Origin of the sequence: Saccharopolyspora soli, assembly GCF_022678645.1 — a bacterium.
In the GTDB taxonomy this organism is placed as follows: domain Bacteria; phylum Actinomycetota; class Actinomycetes; order Mycobacteriales; family Pseudonocardiaceae; genus Saccharopolyspora; species Saccharopolyspora soli.
This window is the reverse complement of the sequence record NZ_JALBWV010000001.1, coordinates 1-12062: the sequence shown is the minus strand read 5'-3', so window position 1 is coordinate 12062 and position 12062 is coordinate 1. Positions and strand designations below refer to the sequence as shown.

General features: G+C 67.6%; 9 protein-coding genes. 7 read left to right on the top strand and 2 right to left on the bottom strand.

What is annotated here, in order from left to right; translation table 11 throughout:
* The first annotated feature begins 34 nt into the window (after positions 1 to 34).
* The 6 genes from MOQ72_RS00045 (at position 35) to MOQ72_RS00020 (ending at position 8924) form a co-directional block, all read left to right on the top strand.
* Complete coding sequence (locus MOQ72_RS00045) at positions 35 to 514, top strand: hypothetical protein (protein ID WP_242179534.1); 480 nt, start codon at positions 35 to 37, stop codon at positions 512 to 514.
* A gap of 139 nt (positions 515 to 653) precedes the next feature.
* Positions 654 to 2252 carry a WXG100 family type VII secretion target gene (locus MOQ72_RS00040; RefSeq protein WP_242179533.1) on the top strand — a complete coding sequence of 533 codons (1599 nt, stop codon included), beginning with the start codon at positions 654 to 656 and terminating at the stop codon, positions 2250 to 2252.
* Positions 2249 to 3028 (top strand): ESX secretion-associated protein EspG, encoded by a 780-nt coding sequence (locus tag MOQ72_RS00035; protein ID WP_242179531.1) that lies wholly within the window; start codon positions 2249 to 2251, stop codon positions 3026 to 3028. Before MOQ72_RS00040 ends, MOQ72_RS00035 begins: the two co-directional genes overlap by 4 nt.
* A gap of 40 nt (positions 3029 to 3068) precedes the next feature.
* Entirely contained in the window at positions 3069 to 3434 is a 366-nt protein-coding gene (locus MOQ72_RS00030) for a type VII secretion target (RefSeq protein WP_242179529.1), read from the top strand.
* Positions 3435 to 3475: 41 nt separating this feature from the next.
* Positions 3476 to 4075, top strand: coding sequence for a YbaB/EbfC family nucleoid-associated protein (locus MOQ72_RS00025; protein WP_242179527.1), 600 nt, complete (start codon positions 3476 to 3478; stop codon positions 4073 to 4075).
* A gap of 88 nt (positions 4076 to 4163) precedes the next feature.
* Positions 4164 to 8924 (top strand): DUF6531 domain-containing protein, encoded by a 4761-nt coding sequence (locus MOQ72_RS00020; RefSeq protein ID WP_242179525.1) that lies wholly within the window; start codon positions 4164 to 4166, stop codon positions 8922 to 8924.
* Between the two features lie 48 nt (positions 8925 to 8972).
* Here the strand turns inward: MOQ72_RS00020 and MOQ72_RS00015 are convergent, their stop codons facing one another.
* Together MOQ72_RS00015 and MOQ72_RS00010 are read right to left on the bottom strand one after the other, a co-directional pair.
* The gene (locus MOQ72_RS00015) at positions 8973 to 9590 is read right to left on the bottom strand and encodes a TetR/AcrR family transcriptional regulator (protein WP_242179523.1); all 618 of its coding nucleotides are present in this window, start codon (positions 9588 to 9590) and stop codon (positions 8973 to 8975) included.
* A gap of 165 nt (positions 9591 to 9755) precedes the next feature.
* Positions 9756 to 10607 carry a patatin-like phospholipase family protein gene (locus tag MOQ72_RS00010; RefSeq protein WP_242179521.1) on the bottom strand — a complete coding sequence of 284 codons (852 nt, stop codon included), beginning with the start codon at positions 10605 to 10607 and terminating at the stop codon, positions 9756 to 9758.
* A 208-nt stretch (positions 10608 to 10815) separates the two neighbouring features.
* Between MOQ72_RS00010 and MOQ72_RS00005 the strand changes: the two genes are divergently transcribed.
* A complete protein-coding gene (locus MOQ72_RS00005) occupies positions 10816 to 11994 on the top strand; it encodes a low temperature requirement protein A (protein WP_242179519.1) in 1179 nt (392 codons plus the stop codon).
* Positions 11995 to 12062 lie beyond the last annotated feature (68 nt).

Genomic DNA, 12062 nt, shown 5'->3' with positions numbered 1-12062 from the left:
TGGCGGGCGTGACACGCATCTCCGGGGGAAATCCGTGAGCGAAATACCGGCCGAGCAGGCCACGGCACCGACCCGTCGACTGGTGGCGGCTCCGATGGCCAGCCAAGCGACCACGACGCGCGCGGCGCTGGCCCGATCCGCCGAAGAAGTCGGCACCCTTCGCCAGAACGTGGAGTCCGGCAAGCTGAAACTCGACCCGGCCGCCGGAGAAGCGATCCTGGCGATGCTGACCGAGCAGCGGGACCAGGTCGACGCGTGGTTGGCGCGGGCGAACAACCTGGCCCGCCGCGCGCCGCTGGGCCAGAACCCGGTCGCGGACGCGATGGCGGTGAAGTTCGTCAGCCGCACGGCCAATCAGGACGGCTCGTTCAGCGACGTGCTCACGCGGTACCGCCAGATCCTGGAAGAAGCGCACGATGCCATCGGTGATGCCATGCGCCGCTACCGGGAACTGGACGAGCAGGCCGCCGATTCGTTCCGGAAGGTCGCCCCAGATCTGCCGCTCGGACCGTGAGCCGATGAGCTCGCACCGACGAAATCCAAAATGGACATAATCGACATTCCGCGCTGAACCGGTCAGCGCGGACCGACTGCGGTGCGCGCCCGGCGGTTTCGGGTCCGCGGATCTCGCGGTCAACGGAAGGAACGAAAGCATGGCGGACGCCTCGCCAGCACGACCTGTCGTCGCGACTCAGCCCGCCTCGGTCAACGACGACCGCGCGTTGCAGGAGTCGCAGAACTGGGCTTCCCGCAGCCACCGGGAGCTCTACGAATCGGTGCACCTCGACAACGATCCCGGTCGAGTCGGCGAACTGGCCCAGGAGTGGGTGCAGATGAGCCGGGAGATCTGCGACTCCTCCCAGCAGATGGCCCAGCGCTTGCAGGCCACCGAGAGCGGCTGGCAGGGCGAAGCCGCCGACTCCGCCCGCGCCGCTATTCGCCAGCTCTCCGACTGGAGCTGGACCGCGGGTGAGGCGGCGGGCACTTTCGGCGGCAAGCTCGCCGAGCAGGGCCGGGTCATGGAGGTCGCGAAGACGAGCATGCCCGAACCGGTGGACACCACCGATCTGAACTCCAGGCTGGCGCACGCTTATGTCGCCGGGGACTTGGCCGCTTTCGGCAGCTTGGCCGTGGACGCGAAGGCCAAGAACGACCAGGCCAACTCCGCCCACGCGCAGGCCGTCGCCGTGATGGCGCAGATGGAAACCGATTCCCAGGCGGTGGATGGCAGCACGCCTCCGTTCGTTCCACCGCCCGACCCGATCCGGGGCGAGGAAGCGACCATGCAGGCCGCCGGGTTGCGGCGCGCGGTCCGGGCCGAGGACGCCTCCGTGCCCGCGGGAGCCGGAGCCAGCGTCCCCGGTGCGCCGGGAACGGCAGGCGGCACAGGTCAGCCGGGCGTTACCGGTGCGGCCGCGGCAGGCGGACCGGCTGGCGCTGGAGCACCGCCCCTGCCCGCATTCGAAGGCACTGGCGGTTCGGCGGCGCCTTTCTCCGGTGGACAGGCTCCCGCCGCCAGCGGAGCACAGGGCGTTGGAGCCCCTCCCCTACAGCCGTTCCAGGGCGGCACGAACCCGACACCGTTCCACGGCGGTAGCAACACGAACGCGACGCCGTTCCAGGGCGGCACGAGCCTGCCCCCGTTCCAAGGTGGCAGCAGCAATACCGGCCCGACGGCGTTCAAGCCCGGCAGCGGTGGATCGTACGACTACCGCAGCGGTCCGAGCAGCACTACATCGCAGAGCTTCAGCCCTCCGCCGTCGACCGTCGGGGGCAGCGATGACATCGTCCGGAATGGACGCCCGCTCACGACCGACGGAAGCGGTGTTTTCGGCGCCAATCCCGTCACGCCGCCCGGTCCGGGCGGCAAGGGGCGCTCCGGTTGGAGCGGTACGGTCCCGCTGATGCCGGGCGGTGGTGGTGCCGGTGGCGGTTTCGGCGGCGCTGGTGGAACTGGTAGCGAGCTCAGCGCCGGTGGGCGTTCGTCGGCTGGTGCCGTGCCAGGGCGCGTCCCCGGCGAGGGCGCCGTCATGGGGCGTGGCGCCGGTGCGGCCGGGCAGTCCATGATGGGCGGTCCGATGGGGCCGATGGCCAATCGCGGCCGCGAGGGCGAGGAGGACCAGTCCCGCTCCGCCAAGTACGTCGAGAGCGAGCAGCTCTTCGACGTACCCGGCGTCGCCGACGCGCCGCCGCCGGTCATCGGCGCGGGCAAGCCGAAGAAGCAGCAGGACAACACCGGGCAGGAGCGATGACGCGCAAGCCCGACTTCACCCTGTCCGCCACCGAGTTCGACCTCCTCTACAGCGGGCTCGGCGGCGGCCAGGTGCCTTTCCCGTTGGACGTGCCGAGCGTCGGCGCGACGGTCGAGGAACGTGCCCGGCTCACCGAAGAGATGTACCGGAACCTGGCCAACCGCGGCCTCGCGGTCGGCAACCGGCTGGACGCCGACTTGGCGGACTTGCTCCGCCTGCTGGTCGAGCCCGAGATCTCCGTCGACGCGGTCGGTTACCTCGAACGCCCGCTGCGTGCGCTGGCAGCCTCCAGTCGGCGCGCAGCCGTGCTCGCCGAGATGGTGGGAGACCAGCTGCTGTTGACCGGGATCCGCCCGACCGCGCTGGCTAGCTCCATCATCGACGTCCTACCGGAGAACGAGCCCGGCCCCGCGCGCGCCATGTCCATCCCGCAACAGCCGTTGGCGCGCGTGCTGGACCAAGACGACGACTTCAACGACGACCCGTTCGGCGGCGACATCGACGACGAAACAGCGCTGATCCGCGCGGGTTTGCCCGCCAAGGACGCAGCCGCGCTGCTGGAGTTCGCGGGTACTCGGGTGGCTGGCGGGCAGTTCGGGGTTTCCCGGGGTTCGCACCGGGCGTCGACCCTGGTCACCTGGTTCGACACCCCGCAAGGCCGGTACCTGATGGTCAGCGAGGATTCCTGGTTGAGCGTCGCGCCCGCCGGTCAACAGCGCATCGCGGACCGCGTCGCCGCAGTCCTGTCCACAGTGGAAGATTACGCCCACCGCTGAGCCGAGGCGGAAAAGCTCGTTCACGAGAAGGGATCGGACCATGTCCTACGAAGTCGCGGCGGAAGACCTGACCGCGCACGCCAGCCATCTGGACGGCCTGGTGGACCGGGTGAACACCGCGATTTCGGCGGCGCAGACCGTCAGCATGTCCGACGACGCCTACGGGCTGCTGTGCTCCTTCCTGCCACCGATCATCAACCCGATGGAGCAGGACGGCATGGACGCGCTGAAAGCCGCCGAGGAGGGCCTCAGCACGACGGCGGACAACGTTCGAACCACCGCCAAGGAGTACCAGGACACGGACGAGGCCAATTCCGAGCTGTTCAGCGGATTCCTCGACGAGGGCGCGGCAACACCGGCAACACCGGTGCTGCACCGGAGAACGGCCCAACTGCCCGCCCAGTGACGTCCGCGTCGCGGATTCCGGCATAGCGATGGAGGTTTGAGATGCTCGGCGACAGCCAGAGCGGATTGGTGCGAGACCCCGACGAGGCCCAGCGGCGGATCGAGCAGTGGGCGCAGGGATTCGCGGAGAAGGCCCAGCGGTACCAGGCCGTGCAGCAGCAGACCGAGCAGCTCCGGCTCACCGCCACCAGTCCGGACGGCCGGGTGAAGGTGACGGTGCGGGCCGATGGCAGCGTGTCGGACCTGGAGTTCACCGAGAAGATCCGCTCGATGCCGTTGCAGGAGCTGTCCGCGCAGATCCTGAGCACCATGCAGCAGGCCCAGGCCAACATCGCCACCCGAGTCGGCGACGTGCTCGCCGAGCAGTTGGGCGACGAGGACCTGCAGACCAGGTCGGTGGTCCTGGACAACCTGCGCGAGCGGTTCCCGGAGCCCCCGGAGGAATCGGAACCGGAACCGGGTTCCGGGAAGTGGGACTTCGCGGCCGACGACGAGACACCGGAACAGCCCACACCGCCAGCGCCGACACCGCCACCGGCCGCGCCACCGACGGCTCCGGGACCGCAGCAACGGCGCCGTCCCGGCGGCGACGGCTTCGACGATGACGACTTCCCCGACGACTTCGACCCGTTGCGGGACTGACCTGCTCTAGCACCCGGCCCGCGGGCCGGGTGCACGTACTAGGAGGACTACCAGCGGTGCACGTCGACGGGCAGAAGGCGGTGGGATCGTGACGAATCCCTTGGTTGCCGAGCGCAAGGATTCCACCCAGTCCTTCACCGGGGTGCCGATCCTGGAATCGGCCGACGAGACGAAGAAGGCCATCGAGAGCGGCGACTGGGCCGCCGGGGTCATGGGCGCGGCCGGTACCGCGCTGGACGCCCTCGGGATGGCCATGGATCCGTTCGGATCGATCATCGCCGCTGGCGTCGGCTGGTTGATGGAGCACGTCGGCCCGCTGTCCGACGCGTTGGACACGTTGACCGGGGACGCCGATCAGATCAAGGCCCACTCCGAGACCTGGAAGAACATCAGCGCCGAGCTGGGCGCGGTCAACGAGGAAATGGCCAACCTGGTCAACAGCGACACCTCGGCTTGGGTCGGCGAGGCCGCGGACGCGTACCGCACTCGCAGCGAGGACACCGGAAAGCTCATCGCCGCCGCGCAGAGCGCCGCTGACGGTGCCGCGAACGGGATCGCCACGGCGGGCGAGGTCGTGGCAGCGGTGCGGACCCTGGTCCGGGACATCATCGCCGAACTGGTCGGCCACCTGGTCAGCTGGGCGTTGCAGGTGCTGGCCACGTTGGGCATCGCGATGGCCTGGGTGCTGCCGCAGGTGATCGCCGAGATCGCCAAGGTCGCCGCGAAGATCGCCGACATCACCACGAAGCTGGTCAAGGCGATGAAGGCCCTGATGCCGCTGGTGAAGAAGCTCGGCGACTCCTTCAGCGACACCAGCAAGGCCCTGAAGAACATCAAGGCCGATGGTTCCTCCGCCCCGCCGCCCAAGGACATCCGCCCGCCAGGGAAGAACGACCCCGACGGCACCCCGGCGCCGACCAACCCGGCATCGACCACGCCGTCGAGCGCTGGCCCCGGCAGCGGAGCACCCGACGCGCCGCCACCGAGCCGAGGCCCGCAAGGCGACGGCAACGGCCCGATCGGCGACGCACCGCCCGCGCAAACGTCCAGCGCCGGTACCCGCGGCACGCCCGACGGCCCCACCAACGCCCCGAACAACAAGCCGGACTCGCCCAGGGACCGCGCGATCCCGAGCGAGGACCTGTGCACCGGCGGCACCGAACCGGTGGACCTCGCCACCGGGCACGTGGTGATGACCGAGACGGATCTGCAGATCTTGGGACCGCTGAGCCTGGTGCTGGAACGCATGCACATCTCGTCGTACCGGGCGGGCCGGTGGTTCGGGCCGTCGTGGACCTCGACCCTGGACCAGCGCCTGGAGGTCGACGACGAGCACGTCTGCTACTTCTCCCCGGACGGGATGATCCTGGTCTACCCGCTGCCGTCGGACGACGCGCAGGTGCTTCCGGTCGAAGGTCCGCGGTGGCCGCTGCGCGTGCGGGACGGCGGCTACAGCCTGGAGAACCCGCAGCGGAACGAGGTTCTGCACTTCGGCCGGTTGGGCGAGCGCGACCGGGTGCTGCCGTTGCTGGCGGTCGAGGATGACGGTGGTCGCCGGATCGACATCGAGCACCACCGGTTCGGCCCGCCCAAGGCGATCCGGCATTCCGACGGGTACCGGGTGGAAATCGACAGCGCTCGGGAGCGGGTCACGGCGATCCGGGTGGTTGACCCGGAGCAGAACCTCGACGTGCTGGTGATGCGGTACGGCTACGACGACCGAGGCCGCTTGGCGGAGGTGACCAACTCCTCGGGCAAGGCGCTGCTGTTCCAGTACGACGATGCGGGCAGGCTGGCGGAGTGGCAGGACCGCAACGGGTTCTGGTTCCGCTACATCTACGACGAGCACGGCCGCTGCGTGCGCACGGTGGGCGACAAGGGCTTCTTCGACTCCGCGTTCACCTACGACCGCGAGCGGCGGATCACCAGGTACACCGATTCCTTGGGCGGCGTCAAGGAATTCGAGTTCAACGACGCCAAACAGGTCGTGCGGGAGTCCGATGCGCTCGGCAACACGACGCTGTCGACGTGGGACCGCTACGACAGGTTGCTCTTCCGCACCGATCCCCTGGGACGGACCACCTACTACCAGTACGACAGCTTGGGCAGGCCGAGGTGGATCACGCGACCGGACGACAGCGTGGTTCGGCTCCGCCTCAACGAAGACAACACCGTCGCCTCGATAACGGTGGACGATGGTGAACGCACTTGGACGCGGAGCTACGACGAGGAGTTGGACGCCTTCAGCGGGAAGGTCGGCGTAGCAGCGGAACTCCGCCTCGACAGCCTCCGCTCCGGACGCGCCCAGACCGCCGAGCCGGAGACCACCGAGCCCGACCGGCGACTGCTCGACCTGTTCGGACGCCCTCGGCAGGCGAGCACACCGTACGGCGGGCAGATCCAGCTCGGCTGGACCGTGGACGGTCATCGTGCCTGGCACGTCGACTCGCTGGGCAACCGGGTGCAGTGGCGCTACGACCCGGAGGGCAACCAGATCGCGCAGGTCGACGAGACGGGTGGCGTGACCGCCACCGAGTACGGCCCGTTCGAGATCGAGCTGGCCAGCGTCGACGAGACCGGGGCACGCACCACGCGCACCTACGACACCGAGCGGCGGCTGACCTCCGTCACGAATCCGCAGGGCCAGACCTGGCGTTACGTCTACGACCTCGCGGGCCGGGTGATCGAGGAACACGACTTCGACGGACGGGTGCTGCGCTACGGCTACGACGCCGCGGGACAGCTCGTGCGCTCGGTCAACGGCGCGGGCGAGGAGACCGAATACGTCTACGACTCGCTCGGCAACCTGGTCGAATGGCGTGCTCCTTCGGGGGTCACCAAGTACACCTACTCCCCCGTCGGACACCTGATCCGGGCCACCAACGACGATGCCGTCCTGGAATTCGAGCGGGACGACCAGGGGCGGATCACCGCGGAGACCAGCAACGGCCGGACCGTCACGTTCCGCTACGACAACGAGAACGGCGCGATCCGGCGGCAAACGCCGTCCGGGGTGGCCAGTGCTTGGAACTACGACGCGGCGGGCAGGGCGACTGGGCTGTCCTTCGCCGGGCATTCGTCGACCTTCGGCTACGACGCCGCCGGTCGGCAGATCAACCGCTCGGTGGACGACGGGGTGACCCTGGTCCAGACGTACGACGGCGAGCAGCGGCTCAACTCGCAGGAGGTTGCGGCGCGTTCGGGACAGCCCGTGCTGCGGCGGCGGTTCCACTACCGCCCCGACGGCGAACTGATCGCTACCGATGACGGGTTCTCCGGGAGCATCCGCTACCAGATCGACCCGTCCGGCCGGGTGGTCGAAGTCATCACGCCGGACCGGCGGGAAAGCTACCGGTACGACGGGTTGGGCAACATCGTCGCTTCGAACGGGCTGGGCGATGCCGAGACCGGTCCGCGGCGCTACGCGGGCAACAGCCTGATCGCCGCGGGGGCCGTCAACTTCCAGTACGACGCGCAGGGCAGGCTGGCGCTCCGCACCGATCACACCGGCCGGAATTGGCGCTATGCGTGGGATTCCTACGATCGGCTGGTCGCGGTGACCACCCCGGAGGGCGTCGTCTGGCGGTACCGGTACGACCCGGTCGGCCGACGGATCGCCAAGCAGCGGCTGGTGCCCAACTCGTCCGCGGTGGCGGAGCAGGTCGACTTCGTCTGGGACGGCGGGACGCTGATCGAGCAGGTGCACACCGACTCGACCGGCCGCCGAGCGGTGACGACCTGGGCGCACCACCCGGACGACGACGCGCCAGTCGCCCAGCTCGAACGCGGCGCGGATGGGCGGGAACGCTTCCACGCGGTCATCACCGACCAGGTGGGCACGCCGACCGACCTGATCGATCCCAGCGGGATGCTCACCTGGCATCGCCGCACCAGCCTGTGGGGCAAGGAGCTACCCGCACAGCCCAGCGCGGCCAGCACGCCGCTGCGGTTCCCCGGCCAGTACGCCGACCTCGAAACCGGGCTGAACTACAACGTCTACCGCTACTACGACCCGGCGACCGGCCGCTACCTCAGCCAGGATCCGCTGGGACTCGCCCCGGCCCCGAACCCCGTCGCCTACGTGAGCAACCCGCACAGCGCCGCGGACCCGCTTGGGCTGGTGAAGAACAAACCCGGCCGCAAGCACAACGCTTCGAACGACGCCCCGGCGACCGGAAAAGGTGGGAACAACGCGGCGAACCTGGGCGGCAGCAACACGAACAAGCCGGAAGGATCCAAGGCCGACCAGAAGCCCGTGGGGACCTACGACATCGACGGGAAGAAGTACAACGTCGAGGTCGAAGCCCACCAGAACAAGCACCAGAAGACGTTCCTCCCCGGCCTGGACACCAAGAACGTCGGCCAAGGCACGCAGTTCCCGTCGCATTTCGGTGATCAGGTGCACCAGGACTACTTCGGCAAGAACGCCGCGCAGATCGCGGATCTGAAACGGCAGGAGGCGTTGGAGAACTACAAGAGCGGGGGCACGGACGCGGCGCGCTTGGAAGCGAAGCAGAACCAGGAGAAGGTCTGGCAGGACTACCAGCGCGGGGACGCCAGCTACGACGACGTCAGGAAGGCCAACGAAAAGTTGGACGCTGCGAAGAACGCCGACGTCGCCGCGCAGAACCAGCTCGACAACATCCGGCACGACGGTTTCCTGACCTCCGATGGGAAGATCTACGGCGGTGCCGATCCCAAGAACAGCATCGACGGTGTCCGTTACCAGGTGACGGGGAACTTCAGCGGCGGTTCCAACGATGTGAGCTACCACTGCTACCCGGCAACCAAGACGAGCGCCGAATGGGAGAAGAGCTACGGCAAGACCGACACGTTCAAGAATTTCTAGCGGGAGCGCGGGTCGGTGCCGAGGGGCGCGCTGGGGTCACCCGGCGCGTTACGGGTTCTGCGGCGTCGGTTCAACCAGTCGGCGCACTGCCAGGACTAGCGCAGCGCGGTGCTCTTCCAGTCTTTCCTTTGACTGAGGATCGCCATCGGCGGCGCTGCGCATGCCGGGGGGCGCGCTGAGCCAGCTCTCGGTCATCCGCAGGACGAGAGCGAAGAGGTCGACGGCGGGGATGTCGCTGGTGAGCTTTCCTGCCCGCTGCGCCGCCGCAACGCTGTCGACTCGCGCCCGGTAACTTTCGCGTTCGGCGGCCGTCGGCTCAGCACGCTCGAACGTGCGCCAAGCCGCCAGCCTGCGCGCCTTGGGATTGGCGAGCATGTAGTCGAACCTGGCAGCCGCGAAGCCCACGAGGTCGCCGTCGATGAGAGGAACAGCCTGGACCAGTGAGCCGATCTGCCGCTCAAGAACAGCACTGAACAGCCCGTCCTTGTCGCCGAAGTAGGCGTAGATCATCCGCTTGTTCGTGTGCGCGCCGTCTGCGATCCGATCGATCCGAGCTCCGGCGTACCCGTGCTCGGCGAACTCCTCACCTGCCGACGCGAGCAGTAACTCCTTGGTCGCCTCGGGGTTTCGCGGTCGATACACCTTCGAGTCGGGCGTCGCTGGCATGGCGTCGAGAATAACACAAGTATACTAAACGGTTACTTGAATCGAGACGAAGTAACTTGATTGTTACTTGGTCGACGCGATGGCACGGCTTCGCTCTCGCATAGGGCCCGGTGGCTACGTCGGCGCATCACCCGAGTTTCCGTGACGCCGTCATGAGGTGCCGTTTCAGGTGCCGCTCCACTCGATCTTCAGGTTGCGGCCCTGCATGCGCCCAGCTTCTGCGGCGGGCTTGCGGGTGGATGGATCCGCCGGGTTGTTCCCGATTGCGGCCGTCGACACCGCGTCTGGAGTGACGAGTGCGACTCGGGCACCGCTGACGCACAGGTCCTCGATCGCTTCGTCCAGCGTTTTCTCGACCGGGAAAAGCTCCGTGTTCCCAAGAGGGGCAACCACGAGAACTTTCGATGCGCCGACAGCGCAGTCTGCGCTCGTATTCGACCGGACGGCGCCGTCCACGTACCGACTTCCGTTGATCGTGACAGGCGGCCACATCCCAGGCACAGCACAGCTCGCGGCGACAGCCTCGACCAACCCGACACCCGTCCCCTTTTCGAAGACCCGAGGCTCGCCGCTATTGGCATTCACCGCAACTATTTTCAACTCTGGCCCAAGTGATGGCCATGCGTGCGATGGCAGACGCGATTCGACAACCGCACGCCTTTCTTTCTCGGCCACGGTTTCCGCATCCAGGGCGAACCTGCCCAGCGAGCGGCGCCTCTCCAGTGGATGCATATCAACTTCTCCGAGCACCGCGGCGATGTCCGTTGCAAAGGTCTTCAGATTCACCCGAGCAGCGATCTCCACAGCCTGCAGGTCCGGCTCGGTCTGCCTGGCGAAGAGCGCGTGCAGATCCAATCCACTGCCCAACTGTGCAGCTACCGTTGCCCCTGCCGAGGTCCCGATTATTTCATCGAACCCCGTTACATCCAAGCCCGCATCGGCCATTCCCGCAAGTAACCCGGTCGTCCAGGCAATACCGGCAATTCCTCCGCCTCCGAGCACCAACGTCCCAGTCATGAAGCACCCTTTCCGCAAACCAATCAGTCGACATACCAGCACCTCCGGCGCCAATAGTGGTTATCCCGCCCGCGTGTGGTCGGGACGTGGTCGCCAGGTCATGGCCGTCAGACGTGATGCTCCTCGTCACTCGAACAGATAACTACTACGTTACTGACACTGATAGATCAAGTCAAAGATCAGTTACTTCGTTTGGTAGCCTTGCGCCATGTCCGGGCCAACGAGCAACGTCGAACCACGTGAACCGGAGCCGACCGAGGGTGTCGAGCGGCACGCGGGGTGGCTGGAGCTGTTCTACGACTTGCTCTTCGTCGTGCTCGTGGCACAACTCGCGCACCCGCTGGTGGACCATCCGACATGGCAATCCGGACTCGGACTGCTCGTGCTCTTCCTGCCCGCGTGGTGGGTCTGGGTCGGCTCGACGCTCTACACCAACCTGACCGGCGAGATCGGCGCCGAGCGGCGGATCGACGTCCTGGTCCAGATGGCGATCCTGCTGGTGATGGCCGGGGCGGCGACACCGGCGGCGCACGGTCACCCGGCCGTGTTCGCGGGCGCGTACGCGGCTTCACGACTCGCGGTGCTGGCGTTCAGGTTGGCGGTGCGCGGGAAATGGCCCGCGGGCGGTGCCAACTGGCCGCTGCTGTTGTCAGCCGCGTTGTGGGCGGGCTCGATCGCCTTGGCACCGCCCGCGACGTACCTGCTGTGGCTCGCCGCGCTTGCGGTGGAGATCGCCCCTTGGCTCCTGGGCACCCGCAGCGGTTCCCCGCTGCGTCGGCGTCTCGTGTCGGGCGGAGTGGAGATCAGCCACCTCGTCGAGCGGTTCGGATTGTTCATGATCATCGTGCTCGGCGAGTCGATCGCGCAGATCGTCGCCGCGATCGCAGACGCGGACGCCGCACCGCCCGCGGTGATCACCGGCCTCGCGGCGTTCGCGGTCGTCGCCATGCTCTGGTGGCTGTACTTCGACTTCGGCTCAGCAGTGGCAGAGCGGACGATGAGCGCGCGCCGCGAGGACGCGTTCCGGCTCACCCGCTCGATCTTCCTGATCGGACACTTCCTGCCCGTGGTGTCACTCGTCGCGTTCGCGGCCGGACTGGGCGGCTTGGTCGCCGCGGCGACGAGCGGTCAGCACGCGGGTGGCGCACTGAGGCTTTGCGTGGCCGCGCTGGCGATCTACATGCTGAACAACGGTTTCATCGGCCTGCGGGTCATGCGCTACGCGCCTGGACGCGTGTTTCCCTGGCTGCTGCCCAACCTTGTGCTGTTCCTGGTCCTGGCTTGGCTGGCCGACCGACTCGTGCCCGCGGTTGCGTTGATCTTGATCGCCAGCTTCCTGACGATCGAGACGTTGCCCGCGATCAAGCATCGAAGAACCCCAACCTAAATAACTGTTCTTTGACTTGTGCCGCCTCCACTAGTAACCTCCTAGTTACTAGTCTGAGTGTTGAGGAG